We start from the raw sequence: 23,628 nt of genomic DNA, 5'->3' as shown, positions 1-23,628 counted from the left end.
ACCGGCTTAAAGGTTGTACGGACAGAACAGAACTCCTGCTCACCGTACTTCGCTTCAAGAGTAATTGGTTCTCATGTTATTACTCGGTGAAACAATTACCTTTACAGTTGAATGATATGTAGTTAGGCATTTCTACGTTCAATACTATCATAGATGGCCTGCCCATCATAGCTTCGATCTGTAGCGATATCTTTCACAAAGAGGGCGCTGCCTGCAGCACTGTTTGCATTAACAGACAGAAAGCTAAATGCACCCACAACCCACATTAATGGATATAATGCAATGGATAAGGCTTTTTTCATGTTTTTGTCTCCTTTGCTGTTGAAATAGTGATTGGTTGAATATCCCATTAATACGATGAATTTCAATTAAAGGTTTCAATTTTTATATAAATATCACCAATTACATCCAACATACATACAGGAGACAAACTAAAATTGTTCCGTTCAGATCAACTCGAAACTCTGGAGCAAGGCTGCCGCCTCTTCATGATCAGGTTCCAGAGCCAATACTTTATGCGTATATGACAGGGTTTCTTCTTCCAGTTCAAGTTCGTAACAGCACACAGCCAAGTCATACAAGACTGCCGGATTATGGTTACTCGGATCTGCAACCAATGATATCTCCAGAAACCGTTTTGCATCCTCATACATATACATCTCATATAATAGCTGCCCTGCCAGAAATGCGAGACCTCCTTGCTGCTCCATCACATAGTAGGACGACCACATTGTATGAATACCAGACTGAATATCAAGCATTTCCTCATCACTTGCATCGGGAAGAAGACTGGAAATGTGCGTTGCACTGTGAATCAAGAACTCTGCATCATATCCACCCAGACGCCAAAACGGTAAAATATGCTTCAACTCCATACTTTCTATTCGAGAGTCTACCCATTGTTTCATGCTGAAAAAGTCATCCGGTCCAAAACGTTCAACAAATCGATGGTAGGCGAGACGTGTATTCACATAACTGATGGGTTCGTCCACCATCAACATGCACCCAACATTCAGATCTTTATAATGATGTGTTGTGAATCGTGTATGGGCACCTTGTTGTTCCAAGACATATTGAATGGCATGGTAGTTAGCGGTTAGAGAAAAACTCCCGTGAAGAACAAATTCAGGTGGCTCTGCGAACTTCCAGTTATCCAGGCGATGATCCCCTTTATCAGCAGTAATCAACACATAACCTGACTGTGACAGCTTGTTCAACCGTTCGAGACAGGACAACCCGATTGCAGGGAACAGAATGTGCGAATCCTCCAGTTCCTCTTTGTACAATGTGATAAGCTCCTGATACGGATAGTTATCCGCACTGTATTCGGGCGCTCGACGATACTCATAACTCAGTGTCATGTTCTTCAGCATCTCAGCAGGCTCAAGATCAAGACGACGATCCGGAGACTGTACAAGCAGATCACACTCATAGATCTCGCCATCCCCAATGTAGATTAATTCCTGTGGAATGCTGTCAAAAAAGTAATTAGCAATCAACAACAACGGTTGTTTCAGATCACCGGGCTGAATAACCGTGCCTGCAACGACCAGATTCAATTCCGTATCCGCTACAGCGTCAAAACGCGCAAAATCCAATATACCTTGTTGAATAAAGGATTGCATGGATGGATGCTCCTGCCAACCTAGCACATTCTCCGCTACGAGATCCGTCATCACATATCTGAAAGGCGGTAAAGGTATTCCAGCAAATTCCTTTAACTCAAGCAATTTCAGGAGAACTTGATGTGCCAAACGCCCTACACCCGCTCCAAGTTCAAGAATGGTTACGGTCTCGTTGATCTTTCCTTTGTTCGAAAGGTCCTGAAGAAAGCCAAAGATCATCTCTGCATACGCCGTGGCAATCAACGGATTACTCGTAATATATTGAGGGACATGGTTCTCTGTCCAAGCTTGTAGCCCCTTCTGCTCATAATAAGCTCTCTGCCAATCCCAGACCGGAGCTTCACTGTAACGAAAACGTTGACTTTCATTTGACGTCATTAAACGGAAACCTGCTTTCTATCACTAATTTCATACGTTTCTCAGATGATCACGTATTATTTGATGTCCAATACCATTCAATCTCTGTAATGCATTATATCATAGAACCCTACCTACTCGATGAAGTTCAGTTTTCCCCTTCAACAGGAAAAAAACCTGCTTTTTAGGGCAGGTCCTTGAGGCCTTTCAATTAAGAAGACTATTGATCTAGTTTACTTAGGCAAGGATGCTCAACATTAGTCGGAATATACAGCTCCATCAAAGTTCTCAGGGCCTACACGGATCGTACCGAGCAAGTTGGAACTGATAAATGCAGTGTACGTCAATTGAGGTGTGATAGGCGGGTTGAAGTCATCTGCAGAGAACGTAATAATCTGAGGTGCAAGGACACTCAAGCTAAACGTAGACGTTGCGGAATAGATCACAGGGTCCGTAGCCAAAGTCCCCCTAACAATTGTAATGGTTACACCAACGAGTGCCAAAGGAAGTTGCACAGACACCGTTCCTTTGAATTGTACCCGTGGGTTTGCCCCTGCTCCTGCTGTTTGCAGACCAATCTGGCCGAATAATTGTGGTGTATTAATAACCAGGATTGGTATTGCAATAGAGTTAGCCAAACTCGCATTCTGAGATGTTCTTGCATCAAGAAATTGACTCATGAAATCTACCTCCTATGGGTTGGGATAAGGTAGTATATGCGAGATTTGAGATATGGCATGGACATACATCGTGATTCGAAAAAAAGGGCATACTAGAAAGACACCATTAACAAGATACTTTTTCCTCCAAAGCTTACATGTAGACAGAAAAAAACCCTTGCTAGGCAAGGGTTTTAAAAGTATGGGCCCTACAGGACTCGAACCTGTGACCAATCGGTTATGAGCCGACCGCTCTAACCAACTGAGCTAAGGGCCCTAGACATAATGTATAACGTGCAGATGATGGCTGTGAATCATCCAAGTGAAACTAAATTGCGGGGGCAGGATTTGAACCTGCGGCCTTCGGGTTATGAGCCCGACGAGCTACCGGGCTGCTCCACCCCGCGTCAGTAAGAAATATTAAAACAGCGACTTAATTAATATACACCATTCTATCCCAATAAGTCAAGGGGTATTGTCAGGGAATAAAACGTACACCGTAACGTCCTTTACGTGATCGATAAACTTCCACTTCCGCTGGTTCATTATGACCGTAAATCCACCCATCCTGCTCCATACGTTTGGCCAGACACCCTGCCTGAAATTTGGTTGCATACAACTTGCTGAAATATACCCAGTGCATACCGCTCGTCCTTTCCGGAGTCGTCATTTATTCCTGCTTTTTGTAGAATACCCCATTTTCATAAAAATAGCCGCCAAAGATTAAAATCTTCAGCGGCTATCCTTAACTTATGATATGACTACTACATCAAATCTCATTGAAACGTAGCTTTAGGATCCTTTTTCAATTTCTCCAGCATCTCGTTTCCTTTAGCTGCCCACTCACCAAGTGCTTCTTTTGGTGTCTTTTTGTTCTCTAGTACTTGGTTGAAATATTCCATACCTTTTTCATTGACTTGCCATAAACCTGGGGATTTTTGATACATTTTATCCAGATTGGTATTTGTTGGCGGAATCGGCTTCAGCGAATAGAATGCTTGAATGTTATAATCCAGGCCGTCTTTGGGCTTGATGAAGCTCTTCCGTGATACCATCTCATAGCTGCTACGTGCTTTAATCTTAGCCCAGTCCTCACTGTTCATGTACTTGATCAGTTCCCACGCATCATCCGGGTTCTGAGCCGCACTATTAATCGCCATGAGGTTGCTCAAGTAGATGCTGCCTCCAATTTCAGGAGCTTCCGGGTGAACTGGAGGTGTTACCACATCCCAATCCACTTTCGTAAAGTCTTTCATTTTATCCGCATTTTTATTAGCATCAATTAATTGATTAATATAGCTGTAATCACCAATAACCATGGCTGACTTGCCACTCAGGAATAGGTCACCCTGTACCGGATCATAACGCCCACTCGGATTCTGATCCTGTGGCTCGTCGCCTTTAGGAATAACTTTGTCAATCGCAAGTTTGCTGATGGTGCTCCACACTTTCTCCCATTGAGGAGAATCTACTGTCATCTTCTCTGCTTTATCATCAAACGTCTTCAGCTGCAACGAGCTGTAGTACTGCTGCATGGAGTAGTACGGCGGACCACCCTGATATGTCGTGAAGGAGAAACCAAATACATGATCTTTACCTTCACCTTTCGTTAGACGGGTACCCAGATTGAAAATATCATCCCAAGTCATATTGTCCGTTGGTGGTTCCACGCCTGCTTTTTCAAACATACCCTTGTTATAGAACAAAGCGGAGGAGGAAAACGTTGGTGTCAATGCATAGATGCTCTGGTCCCCAAGGTCCTTAATTCCCTCCAGCACACTAGGCACGATATCACTGGTATCAAACTTGTCTTCCTGCATCAATGGGTCCAGCTGTTTGACCAGATTCTCCTGAATTAATGATTTCACTGTGGCGGTATCAGCCACGATGACGTCAACCGGATTATCCCCAGTCATAATCTTCTTCAGACTTTCCATCGTATCCGGAGCTTCCTGCTGTTCTTCTGTGTTACCGTACCCATACATGCTGCTCTGATCAACGGCAGCCACAATCTCGATCGTTACATTGGGGTGTGTCAGTTCAAAAGCATCGGTAAATTGCTGACGGAAGTAACTGTCATCCTGTCCGCCCCACATCGTAGCCACACGCAATACACGCTGCTCCGTATCCTTCGCCTCACTTGCCGTACAGCCGGCAATCAGCGGCAGTGCTAGCGTCGCAGTAGCGATGACAGCCAGCACACGTTTTCCCCACATACTATTCTTCATTTCCCAGTTCCCCCTCTTAATTATCTTGGCGGTGTAATGACAATACGTTCACCGTCAAATTCCAATGTCGCCCGGTTATCAATGGATAAGGCCTCCAGATACTCTTTAGGCACCTGAAGTCGCCCTGCACGGTCAATAATGACAAATGCTTCATGGATATCCGGCATACCCGCCTCGGACAAGTTATGCTCATCATCCAGATTCGGGTTGCGCTTCACAAACTCGGTACTGGTCAAGCCGTCCCGAATCGCAACGATCCGGTCCACCTTGCCAGCAAGCGTCAAGTCATGGGTAACGATGACAATCGTAACGCCAAGTTCCTTGTTCATTCTTCGAAAAATGCCCATGATTGTATCACATGTCTCGGAATCGACCGAACCGGTAGGTTCATCTGCAAGCAGAATTTTGGGACGATTGGATAATGAGATCGCAATCGCTACCCGTTGTTGCTCTCCTCCTGACAATTGATGCAATTTGTTATGCATCCGATCCTTAAGGCCTACCCATTCGAGCAACTGTTTCGCGTAAGCACGATCACGCTTGCCTCCCAGTATCATGGGAGTCTCCACATTTTCCAGTGCAGTGAGATAAGGCAGCAAGTTACGACCGTTATTTTGCCAAATAAAACCTACCGTATGACGTTTGTATTCGACCAATTGAGCATCTGTCATCTTGAGCAAATCCCAGTCTCCCACAACAGCCGTACCAGCCGTAGGACGATCAAGTCCGCCCAGAATATTCAGCAGCGTGGATTTACCGCTACCGCTGTTACCGATGATCGCCATCATTTCACCTTGATTGACAGTCAGGTTGAGACCCTGAAGGGCAACGACTTCCACATCGCTGGATTTAAAAATTTTGACAAGTCCTTCGCATTGGATCACGTTTACCTCTCCTCTCCCATTTTGACTGCCTGGTGAACTCGCAATCTGCGAATCTGCCAGAGCAACATCGTTGCACCAATGACCAGCATCACTACGGTGACCCCATACAGTTGCAACATATCTTGCTGTTCAAACACAATCCGGAACGGAGGTACCTGAGCAGATACATTATCCGTCGTTTGCAGGAATGGCAGGAATAAACGACTGGATACCTGACCAATCCCAATACCTAGCAGGATCGATAGACCTGCTGTGAACACCTGCTCCAGCAGCAGCATGCCGCTTAGTTGTGCCCGGGATAACCCCATGGCCCGTAATACACCAAACTGCACAACACGCCCGGACAAATTGAAGAACCAGTACAGCACGTATCCGATCAACGAAATAATAACCGATACCAGGAATCCAAGGCTCAGTATCCCGAATACGCCACCTCGAGACGGATGTTTAGCCTGAGATACCAATTCTGTGCGGACGTCACGTACAGATGATAACTCAATGCCTTCTGCTGCAAGTTTCTCCATTAGTGGAGCCACTTTGGCATCCGGTTCCATTTTCAGCCACACCTCATAAGGAATCAAAGGCACCTGATCATAGATATAATCCAGATTCGCCACGAAAAATGGCATCTGATCCGGATACTGCGCTGGCCAGTAAGGTATGATCCCAAACACGACGAATTCAATCGCCTGTCCCTGTACACCCATGGAGACGAGGTCTCCAGTTTTGAGTTTGAACTTGTCAGCAAATTTGGAAGAGATCAATGCAGCCCCTTCATATTTACCAAGCAAGTCAAGGTACTTGTAGGGATGTGCCGGGAACAGATCGTTGCGGAACCATGCCACTTGAGCAAAGTCCACATTATCAATTCCGACCAGCATCCCCTGTCCGCCCGATTTACCAGAGACGATAATATTGCCTTTGGTCTGTAGCACGCGTGCTGCATGTTCAACCCCGTCTAATCTGCGGAACACTTCAAATGGAGGTTCGGAGTAGATGACTTTGGATGGCTGCGAAGAACCGCCACCACCACCTGGAGCACCTCCACCGCCATTGCCTCCGCCGGAACCACCACCAGCAGAACCTCCTCCTCCATTGCCGCCACCTTGTTGACCTCCACCCGTACCGCCGTTCTGTCCGGAACCACCGGGTTTAACCTCAGGTGTTCCTTCCCATACAGTCTGCATAATCACATCAGAACCATAACGGTACAAGGTACGCTCAGTGGAATTCAGATCAATCGTCCGAGCTGCAGCCGAGTTGTACACCCCAAGTCCCAGTGTCAGTACAAGGAGGATCATCAGCGGATAGTATGAAGAAGATGAACGCGATAACTGCGTTAATGTCAGATACAACGGGACCGGGAGAAACTTGCGACCGATCAACTGAATAAGCTTTAATATCCACGGGAACAAGCGCAGGAAGAATAGTCCAAGCGCAAAGATCGCGAGTGCGGGTACAAAGAATAGAAACGGCTGTACCTGCAACTGATCGGTTGTCATTCCGGTCTGGAAGGTCAACATCTGACGTTCATAGAACAGGTAGTATCCATATCCAGCCAGACCCAGCAACACAACGTCCAGGAACCAGCGCTGCCATACTGGAGCACGGTCTGTTCGTGCTTGCCGCCGTTTGGCAGATACAATGGTTGCCCGTGCATAAGTTATCGCAGGGATAAGTGATGCGATGATCGCTACAAGGACCGCTGCTACTCCCAGGAGAATAGCTTCTTTTGATACACCGATCGGAATAGACTTCCGATCTACGAACGAGAGAAAGCCACTTGCTGAACCAATACTCTTGGCCATAAACCAACCGAGAAACGGTCCAATAATCAACGCAATAACGCCCAGGAATATACCTTCAAGCAGGTAAAGAGAGAAGATCTGCCGAGCTGAAGCTCCACGGCTACGCAATACCGCAATATCACTCTCTTGCTTCTGTAATGACTGTCTGGCGTTCATCGCAATAAAATAAAAGACCATCGCAATCATCGGTGCTGCCAAGGTAAACAACATGGTCTGCAGTTGCAGACTCTGACTGCGGAACTGCTTAAGCAGATCACCAAAGGTGATGTCCACTTTTGTATCTTTCAGCCGCTGGTACAGATCGATATCCAGCCTTTCCAGCATGGAAGTCAGACCTGATAACTGGCTGGTTTGAATTTCTTTCAGATCAAAGGCATAATACCAACGTGAATTTTGAAGTGGAATCCCTTTTTCCTTCAGTAAAACATCATTAAAAACCGATTCATCCACATATAGTCCATTCATCATGCCGTCAAATCCTTGTACCCAGTAAGGACTGTTCGGATCATCTGCCTTGAAGGACCCCGTAATCTTTACACGTAACGTGATATCAAGACCGCTATACACTGGATATTCCAGAATATCGCCGATATGCAGGTCGTTACGGTACATACCCTCTTCCAACATGACTGCCTCGATCGTGTCATCTTTGACCTGGTTTCCAGGTTTCACCCCGGCAGAGTAATTCACCTGTGCATCCAGTCCACTCATCGTGCCCAGACTCATACTGCGCGCCCTGCTGGCATCCACTTTGGTTGGATCTTCCGGGCTCACCTCTGTACTGCGAATGGATCTCGAATTCACATAAGTATGAAAAGGAAACCCTATGTCGCGAGGGACATCCTCACGAATATAACGATCTACTTCATCCAGACCCCGTGTGTCTGTCTTCACGCCACCAGGTGCCTGATAACTCATCAGCAACGAACCGGCTGGCAACCCTTCACTGTTATCCTGCAGCGTTTGCGCGACGACCCGTTTCAACGCACCATCGGCATACATTGGAATACTGACGGTGAACGCTACCGCCACAATCAATCCGATCAGTGTGCTGAAGGTCATCCAGCGCGTGTTCCACATTTTGCGGAACAGCAACCGAAGCAATGGCAGCCCCATTAGCGTCCCACTACTTTCTGACCTACGGTCAGACCTTTCAGAATCTCGACATCTGTCGATGTCTGCTGTCCAACTTCAACGTCCACTTCACGCTTGCTGCCATCACTCTCCACCACTTGTACATACGTTCTTGAACCGATGGAGCGTAAAGCGGATACAGGAATCACAATCGCGTTCTCGGTACGCTGCGTTACAATCGAGACCGATAGTGGTGTGCCACGTTCGACGCCTTTTGGCATTTTTGCAAGTGTAACGATGACATACTTATCCAGCGTTTCCTTGGTTGGAGGCGTGCCGCCTTCACCCGTCCCTTCGCCACTGCCGCTTCCCGATGCTTCCGCGATAGGCATAACTTTAATTTTGCCAGCGACTTTACCAGCTCCATTAATATCTACTTCTGCCTTCATACCGGCCGAGAACTTCTCCAGATCTTCCTTGGCAAAGGTAGCTGCCACAACCAGATTCGATGTATCCGCAATCGTAGCAATCGGATCATACGCTTTCACAGTTGCACCCTTCTCTACCTGCACAGCAATAACGGTGCCGCCAAACGGAGCGGTCAACGTGGCTTTGCCCAGTTGTTCCTCCAGATCAGCGAGTTCCTGGCGTAGTTCTTCAAACGCAATCGTTGATTCTTCGAACTCTACCGGGTCCATCTCATCCTTCTTGCGGAGTGTTTCCTTCATTTGAACTTCGGATTTGCGAATAGCCAGTTTCTTGCCACGGATCTCCTTCTCTACACTCTCCACATCGAGGACAGCAAGAAGTTGACCCTTTTTCACTTTATCCCCTGGTTTAACATTTAATTCTTTGACATGCATGCCATCAAGCGTGAAGTACACCTTCTCTTCCCGCTGACTCATCATCTTGCCGCTACCACTTACTTTTTTCTCCAACGTTTCCGTCCGGACTTCATATTCCGGTTTCTTGGAGATCGTTGGTGGTGTAATAGGCGGAAGTACTTCTTCCTCTGTTTCTGACGGTAGCAATGAGCAGCCGGACATCGTTGCAACCATTATCGCACCGAGTACAATAATCGCTGCGCGTTTCCCCCTCTTCGGAGCGGCCCCTTTACTTGATAAATCTGCCGTCCGCCATTTCATAAACATGGTCCGCAACCTCCAAAATTGTAGGATCGTGTGTAGTCATACATATTGTTACTTGTTCTACTTCAATAATATTGCGGAATACGGCCATGACCTGAGCGCCCATCTTGGAATCCAGTTCCGCTGTAGGCTCATCCGCAAGCAACAATCTGGGTCTATGGGCAATCGCCTTGGCTATAGCCACCCGCTGTTGCTCTCCCCCGGACATCTCGAAAGGTCGGTGCTTCACCCGTTTGGATAATCCAACCAGATCCAGACAGTGACCAACCCTGTCCTTCCATTCCGCTCGCGGAACGTCCGCCATGCGCAGCGACAGTTCTACATTTTCCCAAGCAGATAATAAGGGCATGAGTGCATACGCCTGGAAAATAAAACCGATCTCTTTGCGCCGCAAAGCGGTCCGCCGCCGGTCTCCCCAATCCTGAAGAGGCTGACCAGAGAACAGAATGTCTCCACTTGAAGGCTGATCCAGTCCACCGAGCATATTCAGCAGTGTTGTTTTGCCTGAGCCCGATCGCCCCTTCAGCATGACCAGTTGTTGCGGATTCACTTCCATATCAATGCCTTTGAGCACATGGATAATGCGACTGCCTGTCTGGAAACTGCGATGCACGTTACGCACCTCCAGTACAGGTCCATCATATGGAGGCAGCATATCCTTCTTTGGTTTGATCTTCTTCTGGGGTTCATCAACGGTAGTGACAGCAGCTGCAGCCACTTCATCTGAAGCGATTTCACTTTCAGGTAACGGAGGTTTACTTGTCGGGTAATCGTGTTCATTGTTGTATGTATTTTCCCCCGACTCCGTCGATGCCTCCAACGGTGTTTCCCCCTGTTGATGTTCATCGCCTGACTGGCTCTTGGCAGGTCTTTTTCTGAGAAATAAATTCTTCATGCCAGCAATCACGCTCATCCTTTCTTGAAATCCCGTTCATTTCTTCAAAAAACCTAAAATTAGAAATCTGTTCCATCCTACACTGAATTATAAACGACCGATCACAACTAAAAGTTACAAGCTTTTTACAACGGTAGAGAGAAAAAGTTAATATTTTGATGAACAAACAAAAAAAGCACCCCAAAGTGCGGGATGCCTCTTGCATATTCGATGGTTTTGCCGCTATGACGGCAATCATTACAATTTTGATACCGTTCATTCCTGAACATTTTTTTGAGGTATCAATGATATTATTTACCAAATGAAGAAGGATCTTCACGCCAGGATTTAAGCAACTCAAAGTCACTCTCCTGAATCGTTCCCTGAGCCAAAGCCACATCCATCAGCGCCGTGTAATTGGACAACGTCTGAAGTGGAATTCCAGCATCTTCAAATGCTTTAATACCTTTATCCAGCTGGTAGCTGAAAATGGCAAGTACGGCGAGAGGTGTTGCGCCTGCTAGACGTACGGCTTCGGCTGCTTTGATCGAGCTTCCACCTGTAGAGATCAGATCTTCGATGACAACCACTTTCTGTCCTTCGGTAATCAGACCTTCGATCAGGTTCTCCTTGCCGTGTCCTTTCGCTTTATCACGAATGTAGGCCATCGGCAGATCCAGCTTCTGAGCCACCCAGGCAGCATGCGGAATACCTGCGGTTGCTGTACCTGCGATGACTTCTGCATCCGGGTACTGGTTCCGAATGATTGTTGCAAATGCTTCAGCGATATCGTTGCGAATCTCCGGATAGGACATCGTTAAGCGGTTATCACAGTATATTGGTGATTTGATGCCGGATGTCCATGTAAATGGCTGCTGCGGACGTAACGCCACGGCTTTAATTTTCAAAAGTTGGGAAGCAATATGATTCGGAATCTCATTCAGTTCGATCATGCGTTCAACATCTCCTTCAAAATGGTTTCTACCGCTTCTCGCGGATTGGGAGCGCCTGTAATGGGTCTGCCTACAACAATGTAATGACTGCCTCTGGCGATGGCTTCACCTGGGGTCAAGACGCGTGTCTGATCTCCCAGACCACTACCCGCTGGACGAATTCCTGGAGTAACGGTGTGAAAAGCACTGCCACACGTTGCCCGAATTGCGGGCACTTCCAGTGGAGAAGCAACAACTCCATCCAGTCCGGCCTCTTGGGCTAGTCCTGCATAACGGACCACAGCAGCTTCCACACTTCCCGGGATGCCAATCTCGTTATTCATCGTTTCCAGACTTGTACTGGTGAGTTGGGTGACTGCAATGATCTCGGGCTTGCTGAGGGAAGGATCGGCAGCGACTGCTGCCTCAGCACCTTCACGTGCAGCACGCATCATAAGGGCTCCACCCGCTGCATGTACATTGAACATGTCTACGCCAAGACGTGTGATACTCTCAGCTCCGCCACGAACGGTGTTGGGAATGTCATGCATTTTCACATCCAGAAAAACGGAGTAACCTTTGGATTTCAGCTCCCGAATAAAGTCCGGTCCTGCTGCGTAGAACAGCTGCATACCCACCTTGAGATAACAGGGAATGCCCTCAAGAGCTTGTACCAATTCTTGAGCTTCTTCCGCTCCAGGATAATCCAGTGCCACCATCAGACGGCCAGCCATTTCATTGAAACTCGCTTGATTCATCACCAGCGTTCCCCTCCACTTGCTCATTTTTTCCGTTTTTGCCCGATATAAAGGACATCCCGCCAGCCCGCAGGCTGACTGATGTCCTTCATCAGAGAGTTATTTATTTTACAAAGACAGGCATTGCTTCCGAAGAGAAGTTGATCGTTTGCAGCATGATCAGCAGCGCACGAATCGTATCCAATGAAGTCATACATACAATGCCGTTTTCTACCGCTTCACGACGGATACGGAATCCATCACGCTGCGGTGTTTTGCCTTTGGTGAGTGTGTTGAAGACAAAGTTTGCTTCGCCGCTACGGATCATATCCAGAATGTTCGGCGAACCTTCACTTAATTTGTTCACAGTCGTTACCGGAATGTTCGCTGCTTCAAGCGCAGCTGCTGTTCCGCCGGTAGCCATGATTTTGTAACCCAGTCTGTAGAAACCTTCGAGCAAAGGAACTGCTTCGTCTTTGTCTTTGTCTGCTACAGTTACTACGATCGCTCCGGTTGCCGGAATTTTCATTCCTGCACCGATGAGGCCTTTGAACAACGCTTTAGCGTAATTCGGGTCACGGCCCATAACCTCACCTGTAGACTTCATCTCAGGTCCAAGGGTTGGTTCTACACGACGCAGCTTCGCGAAGGAGAAGACCGGAACTTTGACAGATACATGATCCGATTCAGGCCACAGTCCATCGACATAACCAAGATCTTTCAGTTTCACACCCAGAATGGCTTGGGTTGCCAAGTTCGCCATCGGAATGTTGGTTACTTTGCTCAGGAATGGTACGGTACGGGATGAACGCGGGTTCACCTCGATAATGTACACTTGGCCATCATGGATAACAAACTGGATGTTGACCAAACCTACCGTTTTCAGTTCTTTCGCAATTTTGATTGTAATCTCTACAATTTTCTCTTTCAAATCCTGGGACAGATGTTGAGGAGGATATACCGCGATGGAGTCACCAGAGTGAACCCCTGCACGCTCGATATGTTCCATGATTCCCGGAATCAATACCGTTTCACCATCACAGATGGCGTCAACCTCAACTTCTTTACCCATCATGTAACGGTCGATCAGGACCGGATGCTCCGGATTGATTTTAACCGCCTGTTCCATGTATGTCAGCAATTCAGCATCGGAGTATACAATCTCCATCGCACGACCGCCGAGTACATAGGAAGGACGAACCAGTACCGGGTAGCCCAGACTTTGAGCTGTTTCTACTGCATCATCAACGGAAATGACCGTTTTACCTTTTGGCTGTGCAATCTCCAGACGGGAGAGCAGACGCTCGAACTTCTTGCGATCCTCCGCCTCATCGATGCTTTCCAGATCGGTTCCGAGAATCGTTACACCTGCATTACGCAATGGTGCTGCCAGGTTGATGGCTGTTTGACCACCGAACTGTACGATAACTCCTACTGGCTTCTCCTGTTCGATCACGTTCATGACATCTTCGAAGAAGAGCGGTTCAAAGTACAGGCGATCCGATGTATTAAAGTCCGTAGACACCGTCTCCGGGTTATTGTTGATAATGACTGCTTCATAGCCTGCTTTTTGCAATGCCCATACTGCGTGTACAGTTGAGTAGTCGAACTCGATCCCTTGACCGATCCGGATTGGTCCTGAACCCAGCACCACAACTTTTTTCTTGTCTGAAGGGATAACTTCATTCTCTGTCTCGTAAGTTGAGTAGTAATATGGCGTTGTTGCTTCAAACTCAGCCGCACATGTATCTACCATTTTGTACACTGGGCGCAGGTTCTCTGCTTCCCGACGAGTTCTAACTTCCGCTTCAGTTGTTAATGTGCCTCCTGGTTGACCTTGCGCACGCAGTTCAGCAATGGCACGGTCTGTGAATCCAAGGCGTTTCGCTTGATACAGAATGTCGGAAGACAATTCGGATTCTTCGCGAATGCGATCTTCAAATGCGATCAGACCTTCGATTTTGTCCAGGAACCACCAGTCAATCTTGGTCAGATCCTGCAGCTGTTGCAACGTATAACCTCTGCGGAATGCTTCGGCAATCAGGAAGATACGCTCATCATCTGCTTTGATCAGACGTTCGTTCAAGGTCGCTTCGTCCAGCGTTTCGGCATCCTTCAGGTAGAGGCGATGTACGCCAATTTCCAGGGAACGAACTGCTTTGTGAATCGACTCTTCGAATGTCCGGCCAATAGCCATTACTTCGCCTGTTGCTTTCATCTGAGTTCCCAGTTTACGGTTCGCCGAGATGAACTTGTCGAACGGCCAGCGTGGGATTTTGCTCACGATGTAATCCAGTGTAGGCTCAAAGCAAGCATACGTTTGGCCTGTTACCGGGTTCACGATTTCATCCAACGTGTAACCCATGGCAATTTTGGCAGCCATTTTTGCAATCGGATAACCCGTTGCTTTGGAAGCCAGAGCCGATGAACGGCTTACCCGTGGATTTACTTCGATAACATAGTATTGGAAGCTGTGTGGGTCCAGTGCAAACTGTACGTTACATCCACCCTCGATGTTCAGGGCACGGATGATTTTCAGGGAAGCTGAACGCAGCATTTGATATTCACGGTCCGACAATGTTTGGCTTGGTGCTACGACGATACTGTCACCTGTATGAATACCTACCGGGTCAAAGTTTTCCATGTTGCAGACAACGATACAGTTATCGTTTTTGTCTCGCATAACCTCATACTCGACTTCTTTCATACCTGCAATGCTCTTCTCGACCAGACATTGCCCAATCGGGCTGTAACGAATTCCCGCTGCCACCGTCTCACGCAGTTCTTCTTCGTTCGCACAGATTCCGCCGCCAGTTCCGCCCAGTGTATAGGCTGGACGCACGATGATTGGATAACCAATCTCATTCGCAAATTCAAGTGATTCTTCAAGTGTCGTTACGATGACACTCTCTGGTACAGGTTGTTCCAATTCACGCATCAGGTCACGGAACAGATCACGATCTTCCGCTTTCTCGATGGATGTCAGCTGTGTTCCGAGCAATTTCACATTTTCACGTTCCAGCACGCCAGCACGAGCCAGCTCTACAGCCATGTTCAGACCTGTTTGACCACCCAGTGTTGGCAACAAGCCATCTGGACGCTCTTGACGAATGATTTGGGTTACAAAATCCAGTGTAATTGGCTCAATGTAGACTTTGTCAGCCATGTTTGTATCCGTCATAATGGTCGCCGGGTTGCTGTTGATAAGTACAACTTCCACGCCTTCTTCTTTCAGAGCCTGGCAAGCTTGTGTACCGGCATAGTCGAACTCGGCCGCTTGACCGATGACGATTGGACCGGAACCAATCACCAGGATTTTTTTGAGATCTTTGTTAATCGGCATGTTATTGTGCTCCTTTCACTGCGGCTGCCAATACGGCTTGACGCGGCTTTTGCGGGTTAGTGATCTTGTGCTCGCGAATCATCTCGATGAAGCGGTCGAACAGATAGCTGTTGTCGTAAGGACCCGGGGCTGCTTCAGGGTGATATTGAACCGAGAATGCCGGGAATGATTTATGTTTCAGACCTTCAATGGTCTTATCGTTATTGTTGATATGTGTAACTTCCAGGTCTGTACTCTTCACAGACTCTTCGTTTACGGTAAATCCATGGTTCTGGGATGTGATGAAGCAACGTCCGCTCTCCAGTTCTTTCACCGGGTGGTTTCCTCCGCGATGTCCAAACTTAAGTTTTTCCGTGTCTGCTCCTGCTGCAAGTGCGAACAACTGGTGACCCAGGCAGATACCGAAGATCGGGTATTCGCCAAGCAATTCACTGATCATGTTAACTGCGTGAGGTACGTCTTTCGGGTCCCCAGGGCCGTTGGACAGTTGAATGCCGTCCGGGTTCAGGCGACGAATCTCGTCTGCTGTTACATCGTGTGGAACAACAACAACGTCACAGTTACGTTTGCTGAGTTCGCGCAAGATTCCTGTTTTCGCACCGTAATCCACGAGCACAATACGCTCAGCCGTTCCCGGGCTGTTGTAGACATGCTCTGTAGAAGTCATTGGCACCTGGTTACGCAGCTCGGCAATGGTGGTGTCTCCCATCATCTCCAGCAGTTCTTCCACAGGCTTCGATCCTGTTGTGAGAATTCCCTTCATTGTGCCGTGGTGACGAATCCGGCGAGTCAACATGCGTGTATCAATTTCGCTGATTCCTACGATGCCGTATTCCTTGAGCAGATTGTCTACGCTGTATTCCGCACGCCAGTTACTCGGCGTTGGCTCATGACGACGCACAACGAAACCGTGTACGTATGGACGAATCGACTCAAAGTCATCACGCGTAATACCGTAGTTTCCGATCAGCGGATACGTCATGGTTACGATTTGACCGCAATAGGAAGGATCCGAAAGCACCTCTTGATAGCCTGTAATTCCCGTATTAAAAACGACCTCACCTGTAGTTTCACCTTCAGCACCAAATGCTTTCCCGGTGAACAGTGTGCCGTCTTCCAACAATAATCTTGCCTGTGCCTGCATCCCATTTCACTCCTCTGTGTTTATCAACGTTGAATGCATTTGGGTTGAACATGGGGGACGTTACGTATGGTGCGGCTCCGTGGGCAGAAAACCCTTTGATCGCTGTTATCCCCGGATTACTTTTTATCATTTTTCAAATGATGTAATCCGGTGATAAAGGCGAACGCTTTGCTTCTTCGGGTTCTTTCTGCCCACTCCGCAGTTACGTTGGTGTCCAAGTTCAAAATCATGACATTCAACTTTGCTTGTTTCGTATGTTAGACTCTCGGCATGATTTGCCTCGAGTTAGTTGAAAAGATGTTACTTTTGTACAAATTGTAGATTAAGTTTTAGAGTTAGAGCTAGATTTAAAAAGATTTGTTGTTTTAAAAAAGTTAAGAGTTACTGTTGCGGATTTAAAGAGTTAAAGATATAGCGTTACTAATTTATCAATTTACTAAATTACCGTTTTACTGTTGTACCGTGTTATTCCACACGCTTTTGCCATCCACCCAAGTTTGTACGGCCCAGCCTTTCAGCTTCCAACCTGTGAATGGTGTGTTTCTTCCTTTGGTTGCAAACGTTGCAGGATCAACTGCTTTTTCCTCGTTCAGATCAATCATCGTGATATCGGCTGGTGCTCCTTCTTCCAGTTTGCCTGTATCCAGTCGGAATACACGTGCCGGATCAGCTGTCATGCGTTTCACCAGGAATTCCAAGCTCCACAATCCTGTTTCCACAAACTTGGTGTACAGCAGCGGGAAGGCTGTTTCGAATCCTACGATTCCGAAAGGTGCCAGCTCCATGCCTTTGGCTTTCTCTTCTTCACTGTGTGGCGCGTGATCAGTTACGATCATATCCAGCGTGCCGTCCAGCAAACCTTCGATACAAGCCTGCACATCGCGTGGTGAGCGCAGCGGCGGGTTCATTTTCCAGTTGGCGTCCATGCCCGGGATATCTTCATCCGACAACACCAGATGGTGTGGACATACCTCAGCAGTTACTTTAATGCCAATGGACTTCGCCAGACGAATCAGACGAACCGATTGATCTGTACTTACGTGACAGACATGGTAGTGAACTCCTGTTGCTTCTGCGAGCAAGATATCACGGCCAACGTGGATGGCTTCGGATTCATTTGGAATCCCTTTGATGCCGTGGCGCTTCGAAAACTCACCTTCCGTCACATATCCACCAACAACCAGTGAGTCATCTTCACAGTGAGCGATCACTGGCATATCCATGCTTGCTGCGAGGCTCATGGCATCTTTCATCATTTGAGCGTTTTGTACGCCTACACCGTCATCTGTGAATCCAATAGCGCCTGCTTCTTTTAATGCGGCAAAATCGGTAAGTTCACGACCCAGTTCATTTTTTGTAATGGCTGCATAAGGCAACACTTTAACCAGATCAGCTTCTTTGGCTTTATCCAGTACCAGCTTCACAACTTCCGCTGTATCTGTAACTGGTCTCGTGTTCGGCATGCAAGCGATTGTTGTAAAACCACCTTGTGCTGCTGAACGGGCACCTGTCTCGATCGTCTCTTTGTGCTCGAATCCAGGTTCACGCAGATGCACGTGCATATCGATCAATCCCGGAATGACCAGTTTGCCTGATGCGTCTGTCACACTTTGCGCTGACTTTTCGGCATCCAGAACGGCTTGGTCTTCCAGACCAGCGATCTTTTTAATTTTACCTTCATCTATAATGATGGTTTTCCGTTCAAGTTCCCCTTGTTGGTTCAAGACGTTTGCGTTTTTTATAATCTGTAGCATAATTGCCCTCCGCTTCGGTTCTGTCCGGCTTACCAGGCAAGCCGGATGATTTTCTTTATCGTGTACTCTCTTATTGCTCTATAAGAACTACCGTACCGTCAGCCTATGACCCACAGCCAGACCCTGTTACAGTTTCATCGCACGTTCCATAACCGCCATGCGGATTGGAACGCCGTTTGCCATCTGCGGGAAGATCCGCGATGCTTCACTTTCCACAACCGCGTCATCTACCTCGACGTTGCGATTCACTGGAGCAGGGTGCATGATAATGGTGCTTGGTTTTAGGCGTGATGCCCGTTCTTCCGTCAATCCGTAGTGTTCGCGATAATCCTCAGCTGAAGTAATTAAGCCATGTTGATGACGTTCCAGTTGAACCCGGAGCATCATGACTACATCTGCATCCAGCGCTTCTTCAAGACCGACATAAGGAGCATGCTCTGCGAGTTCCGGTGCCTGCATCGTTTGCGGTGCACAGAAGCGTACATCTGCACCAAACTTTTGCAGTGCCCACAGGTTGGAACGAGCTACACGGCTATGCAGGATGTCACCAATGATGGAAACACGCAAGCCTTTCAGTTCGCCAAATGTTTTCCTCATCGTGTAGAGATCCAGCAACGCCTGTGTGGGATGCTCATTGTTGCCGTCTCCGGCGTTCACGAGTGGTACATTCACTTTCTGAGCCAGTTGTTGCAGAACCCCTGCCGGTTTCAACCGGATCACGCCTGCATCAATGCCCATCGACTCAAGTGTTCGTACCGTATCGTAGATGGACTCTCCTTTTTCCACACTGGATGCGGCTGCCGTAAAGTTCAGCACTTGTGCGCCCAGACGTTTCTCTGCCATTTCGAAGGAGAAGCGGGTACGTGTGCTGTTCTCGAAGAACATGTTCGCAACGAAGCGTGATTCCAGTACAGGAACCAGTTTCTCTTTATGCGCTTCCCAGTGAGCCGCTCGGTTAAGAATGGACTCGATTTCTCCTCGACTAAGTTCCTTCAGTCCAAGCAAGCTTCGGTCTCTCAATGCTGTCTGTGTAATCATTATGCTTGCTCCCCCCGGTTCTGAGTGATTTTGACTTCGTCCTGTCCGTCCGTTTCCATGAGTGCAACTTCAATCTCCTCCGATTTGGAAGTCGGCACATTCTTGCCGATAAAATCAGGTCGAATCGGAAGTTCCCGGTGTCCGCGGTCTGCGAGTACAGCCAGCTGAATGTTCTGCGGTCTTCCACAGTCCATCAGGGCATCCATCGCTGCGCGAATCGTCCGTCCGGTATAGAGCACATCATCGAACAAAATCACCTTTTTGTTATGGATCGAAAGTGATTCAGGTGTCATAATCAACATTTCCTTGCGATTCGCTTTATTTTCGTCCAAGCGGTCATCGCGGTAAGGAGTCACATCCAGCTCTCCCCAGGGGACTTTGGCGCCCTCGATTTCTTCAATCTTGGCGGCAATCCGTTCTGCCAGGTAAACCCCGCGTGTACGGATACCGACCAACACACAATCGTCGATTCCTTTGTTTTTCTCCAATATCTCATGGGCAATCCGTGTTAATGCGCGGCGGATCGCCGTCTCATCCATAATGACATGTGTCTCTGTGCTCATGCGTTCAGCCTCCTCAGGATTTCCCTTCAGCATCATGGCCCCGTGACGAGGAGAAAAAAAAAGACTCCTTGCCGTGTTTATTGGCAAGGAGTCTCCGAACTTCAGACCGCTCTGAAGAAAGTTTACTCTCGGGGATGCATCGCTTCATTTGCCGCAGCAAAAAACGATGTATCGTTCACGTTACCTTGCCAGTCTCACGGGACTGATTTAAAGGTGCTATTCATGTCGTTCATATTGTAGGACCTCACAGGGTTCTGTAATCAATATGTCCGTTTGTCTTCATGAATTATGACAGAAAGACAACCCCCTGTCAACACCTCACCATCGCAGGTGAAAACCCTCTGCTACGTTCTTCTTAGAATCAGCAGTTAGGCTGAAAAACATCCATGCACAATACATCTCATTGGTTATTCATAATTATACAACATTTCTGCATATTTATCCATAGGCAAATGAGAAATTTGATATAACCAAAATAAACCTCTTACTGTACTCAAAAGAGATAAAACACTTCTTTTTAGAACAGACAGTGAGTTTCATTTTACGCAATATATGAAGGCTCTGAATTAGTACCAAGTGAAATGGGTACAGTTTATAAACATGAACCCATTATTAGATACTGCAATAATACCGATATACATAAGATTCACAAATTTACGACATAGAAATAAGTTACGCCCTACATTTATGTACATTTAGGAGGAAGTCATGCGTCACATTTGGCACGTTTACAAAACAGACTGGTTGCATATTCTGAAGGTTCCCACAGGTATATTTCTAATTGTGGCTATTATTCTACTGCCCGGGGTGTATGACTGGGTCAACGTGAAGTCCGTCTGGGACCCATACAGTAATACCCAGGGGATCAAAATTGCGGTGACAACTGAGGACAAGGGTGCGACTGTTGAAGGAACCCATGTTAATATCGGAGACGAACTGGTATCCAGCCTTAAACACAACGAAAAGCTGGGCTGGACTTTTGTGGACCAGGCTGAGGCTAATCGGGGTGTGCAAACTGGAGAGTATTATGCAAGCCTGCTCATTCCGGGGGACTTTTCATCCAAAATTACAGGCATCGTTAATGGGAAGCTGGAGCGACCGGAAGTAATCTATACCGTCAATGAGAAGGTGAATGCCATTGCTCCTAAAATCACAGGCTCTGGTGTATCTGCCATAACAACACAAATCAATGAAAATTTCACTGAAGCCGTCAGTGAGGCCGTTCTGACCAAGCTGAATGAAGCCGGGGTTGAGATTAATTCCCAGCTTCCAACATTACGCAAAATGGAGAATGGCATTTTTACGCTGGAGAAAAATCTTCCGGCTATTCAAGCCGCAGGTCAAAAGGTTCTGGAAGTAGAAAAAGCCATGCCCGAGATTGTAAAAGATGCTCAAAAGATCGTTGAAATCGAGAAAAAACTGCCTGAAATCAATGAAGCAGTACAGTATGTGCTCAAGGTGCAGGAGTATTGGCCACAAATTAATGATGCGGCTTCCGAAGTGCTGGCTATTCAAGAGCGGATACCGGATATACAAAAAGCGGTAGAACGCATTCGAGAAGTGGATGAAAACTTTGGCCAGGTATCAGATGTCATCCAAACGGCGCTGGATAAAACCAACAAAGCTCTGTCTATCGTAACGGCAGCAGAGCAAGGTTTGGACAAAGTATCACAAATCGCTGGCAACGGGATTGAGCTTGCAGAGGGATTAAATCAGTTCGTGGATTCCAGTGAAGAAGCGTTTCAGACAATTGGCCCGACGATCCGCCAAAATCTTCTGCTGGTGCAGCAGATTACTAACGCTACAGGAGACGTATTTGCACAATTGCAAAATTCGGATCTTAATAACCTTCCTACAGTAGAAGATCTCGACCGGATTGCTTCACGTTTAGGGGTTGCGGTAAAACTCGTGGACAGTATGGCAGAACTACTGGGCAACATCAATAACTTGCTTCCAAGCCAACCACTTGCCGATAAAATCACACAACTGAACTCCGTTTCAGATAAACTTCAGTTGCAGATCCGCTTGGCTGGTATCATCAGTGATGCCATGCGTCGTAATACAACTCCACCAACAGACGTCATCGCTCAGTTAAATACTCTCTCGAAGGACATCAGCAGCGGGATTGGCAATATCTTAAACACCTATGAAAGTGAAATATCGCCTGCACTTGCAGCTGGTGCGGATAAGCTCAGGTCTACCCTCTCCACTTCAGCAGAAACTCTGCAAGGAGCAAAAGATCGTATTCCGGATATTGCGGACATTCTTGCATCAGCCAAAGAAGGAATTACGTTTGGGCAGGCAGAGTTGACAAAAATCCAGAGCGAACTGCCTCAAATACAATCTAAGATCCATCAGATATCAGAGACACTCGCGAACAAAAGTGAAGGTTTTATCCAAGCTCTGAACACAGTTTCTTCATTAATTCGAAACGATCTACCCAAGCTGGGAAACAAACTGAACGAAGCAGCTGATTTTGTTCGTAATGATCTGCCTACTGCCGAGAAACAGATAGGCAAGGCATCCGATTTTGTACAGAATCAGCTGCCGGAGGTCGAAAAAGGAGTTCACCGTGTTGCCGCGCTTGTACGTGATGATCTGCCAGCATTGGAAAGTGCCATCAGCAAGGCTGCTGACAAACTTCGGGAGGTCGAAGGTAATAACCAGTTTGCGGAGCTCGCCAAACTTTTGCGCGGCGATATTGAAGAAGAGAGTGCTTTCCTTTCGAGTCCCGTGCAAATCAAAGAACAACAGCTTTATCCGATTCCGAATTATGGATCGGCCATGTCACCATTTTATGGCGTGCTGTCCTTGTGGGTTGGCTCAACACTGTTGATTTCTCTGCTTCGTGCCGAAGCTGAGAATCCAGGGAGCAAGTTCCGGGGATATGAATTGTATCTTGGACGTCTCGCTACTTTTCTGACCATTGGGTTACTTCAGGCGATATGTGTCACCCTGGGAGATATCTTAATCCTGGGTACCTATGTTGCAGATAAACTGTGGTTTGTCCTGTTTGCCATGCTGGTGAGTGCCGTATTTGTCACCATAACGTACACCCTGCTGTCCGTATTTGGAAATATCGGAAAAGGGATCGCCATTATCTTCATGGTGTTCCAGTTCTCCAGCTCCGGCGGTACGTTCCCAATCAGCATGACATCACCCTTTTTCCAAGCATTGAATCCGTTCATGCCCTTCACGTATGCGATCAGTCTGCTGCGTGAGTCGGTCGGCGGCATATTGTGGTCTACTGCCATCAAGGATATTCTGTGGTTGTGTATGTTCATCGCGCTGAGTCTCATTGTTGCTCTCGCTTTGAAACGTCCACTCAGCAGTCTCACCAAACGTTCAGCCGAGAATGCCAAGAAGACCAAAATTATTGCTTAACTCATTTTGCTCAACACTAATTAAGAAAAGGCCATTGGACTTTACATCCAATGGCCTTTTCTCGTTTCATTATATG

General features: G+C 47.3%; 17 protein-coding genes and 2 tRNA genes. 1 reads left to right on the top strand and 18 read right to left on the bottom strand.

Annotated elements, in window-relative coordinates; translation table 11 throughout:
• Nucleotides 1–122 precede the first annotated feature (122 nt).
• From MHI01_RS28495 to pyrR, 18 genes are all read right to left on the bottom strand, one after another.
• Nucleotides 123–302 carry a hypothetical protein gene (locus MHI01_RS28495; protein WP_340984648.1) on the bottom strand — a complete coding sequence of 60 codons (180 nt, stop codon included), beginning with the start codon at nt 300–302 and terminating at the stop codon, nt 123–125.
• Nucleotides 303–446: 144 nt separating this feature from the next.
• Nucleotides 447–2,003: a tetratricopeptide repeat protein gene (locus MHI01_RS28490; RefSeq protein ID WP_282320773.1), complete on the bottom strand. Its 1,557-nt coding sequence runs from the start codon at nt 2,001–2,003 to the stop codon at nt 447–449.
• Nucleotides 2,004–2,239: 236 nt separating this feature from the next.
• Complete coding sequence (locus tag MHI01_RS28485) at nt 2,240–2,662, bottom strand: hypothetical protein (protein ID WP_036614795.1); 423 nt, start codon at nt 2,660–2,662, stop codon at nt 2,240–2,242.
• 182 nt (nt 2,663–2,844) lie between these two features.
• A tRNA-Ile gene (locus MHI01_RS28480) sits at nt 2,845–2,918 on the bottom strand.
• A 56-nt stretch (nt 2,919–2,974) separates the two neighbouring features.
• Nucleotides 2,975–3,048, bottom strand: a tRNA-Met gene (locus MHI01_RS28475).
• A gap of 71 nt (nt 3,049–3,119) precedes the next feature.
• On the bottom strand, nt 3,120–3,284 hold the full coding sequence (locus MHI01_RS28470; protein ID WP_017687342.1) for a hypothetical protein: 165 nt from the start codon (nt 3,282–3,284) through the stop codon (nt 3,120–3,122).
• Between the two features lie 133 nt (nt 3,285–3,417).
• Nucleotides 3,418–4,869: an ABC transporter substrate-binding protein gene (locus tag MHI01_RS28465; protein WP_127550754.1), complete on the bottom strand. Its 1,452-nt coding sequence runs from the start codon at nt 4,867–4,869 to the stop codon at nt 3,418–3,420.
• Between the two features lie 20 nt (nt 4,870–4,889).
• The gene (locus tag MHI01_RS28460; protein WP_036614799.1) at nt 4,890–5,753 is read right to left on the bottom strand and encodes an ABC transporter ATP-binding protein; all 864 of its coding nucleotides are present in this window, start codon (nt 5,751–5,753) and stop codon (nt 4,890–4,892) included.
• A gap of 2 nt (nt 5,754–5,755) precedes the next feature.
• The gene (locus MHI01_RS28455; RefSeq protein ID WP_127550752.1) at nt 5,756–8,677 is read right to left on the bottom strand and encodes an ABC transporter permease; all 2,922 of its coding nucleotides are present in this window, start codon (nt 8,675–8,677) and stop codon (nt 5,756–5,758) included.
• Complete coding sequence (locus MHI01_RS28450) at nt 8,677–9,786, bottom strand: efflux RND transporter periplasmic adaptor subunit (protein ID WP_036614803.1); 1,110 nt, start codon at nt 9,784–9,786, stop codon at nt 8,677–8,679. The genes MHI01_RS28455 and MHI01_RS28450 overlap by 1 nt, the downstream gene beginning before the upstream one ends.
• Nucleotides 9,749–10,678 carry an ABC transporter ATP-binding protein gene (locus MHI01_RS28445; protein ID WP_253501909.1) on the bottom strand — a complete coding sequence of 310 codons (930 nt, stop codon included), beginning with the start codon at nt 10,676–10,678 and terminating at the stop codon, nt 9,749–9,751. The genes MHI01_RS28450 and MHI01_RS28445 overlap by 38 nt, the downstream gene beginning before the upstream one ends.
• Nucleotides 10,679–10,968: 290 nt before the next feature.
• Complete coding sequence (pyrE, locus tag MHI01_RS28440) at nt 10,969–11,610, bottom strand: orotate phosphoribosyltransferase (RefSeq protein ID WP_340984645.1); 642 nt, start codon at nt 11,608–11,610, stop codon at nt 10,969–10,971.
• On the bottom strand, nt 11,607–12,347 hold the full coding sequence (gene pyrF / locus MHI01_RS28435; RefSeq protein ID WP_127550748.1) for an orotidine-5'-phosphate decarboxylase: 741 nt from the start codon (nt 12,345–12,347) through the stop codon (nt 11,607–11,609). Before pyrF ends, pyrE begins: the two co-directional genes overlap by 4 nt.
• Before the next feature lie 103 nt (nt 12,348–12,450).
• Entirely contained in the window at nt 12,451–15,669 is a 3,219-nt protein-coding gene (carB, locus tag MHI01_RS28430) for a carbamoyl-phosphate synthase large subunit (RefSeq protein WP_036614808.1), read from the bottom strand.
• 1 nt (nt 15,670) lies between these two features.
• Nucleotides 15,671–16,813 carry a glutamine-hydrolyzing carbamoyl-phosphate synthase small subunit gene (carA, locus tag MHI01_RS28425; RefSeq protein WP_047843735.1) on the bottom strand — a complete coding sequence of 381 codons (1,143 nt, stop codon included), beginning with the start codon at nt 16,811–16,813 and terminating at the stop codon, nt 15,671–15,673.
• Nucleotides 16,814–17,262: 449 nt separating this feature from the next.
• Nucleotides 17,263–18,567 carry a dihydroorotase gene (locus MHI01_RS28420; RefSeq protein ID WP_340984644.1) on the bottom strand — a complete coding sequence of 435 codons (1,305 nt, stop codon included), beginning with the start codon at nt 18,565–18,567 and terminating at the stop codon, nt 17,263–17,265.
• Nucleotides 18,568–18,693: 126 nt separating this feature from the next.
• The gene (locus tag MHI01_RS28415) at nt 18,694–19,605 is read right to left on the bottom strand and encodes an aspartate carbamoyltransferase catalytic subunit (RefSeq protein WP_445744914.1); all 912 of its coding nucleotides are present in this window, start codon (nt 19,603–19,605) and stop codon (nt 18,694–18,696) included.
• On the bottom strand, nt 19,605–20,168 hold the full coding sequence (gene pyrR, locus MHI01_RS28410) for a bifunctional pyr operon transcriptional regulator/uracil phosphoribosyltransferase PyrR (protein WP_017687330.1): 564 nt from the start codon (nt 20,166–20,168) through the stop codon (nt 19,605–19,607). Before pyrR ends, MHI01_RS28415 begins: the two co-directional genes overlap by 1 nt.
• Before the next feature lie 708 nt (nt 20,169–20,876).
• Between pyrR and MHI01_RS28405 the strand changes: the two genes are divergently transcribed.
• The gene (locus MHI01_RS28405; protein WP_340984642.1) at nt 20,877–23,552 is read left to right on the top strand and encodes a YhgE/Pip domain-containing protein; all 2,676 of its coding nucleotides are present in this window, start codon (nt 20,877–20,879) and stop codon (nt 23,550–23,552) included.
• The last annotated feature ends 76 nt before the right edge of the window (nt 23,553–23,628 follow it).

Origin of the sequence: Paenibacillus sp. FSL M7-0656, assembly GCF_038003225.1 — a bacterium.
GTDB classification, from domain to species: Bacteria; Bacillota; Bacilli; order Paenibacillales; family Paenibacillaceae; genus Paenibacillus; species Paenibacillus amylolyticus.
This window is presented reverse-complemented; position numbering and strand designations above follow the sequence as displayed.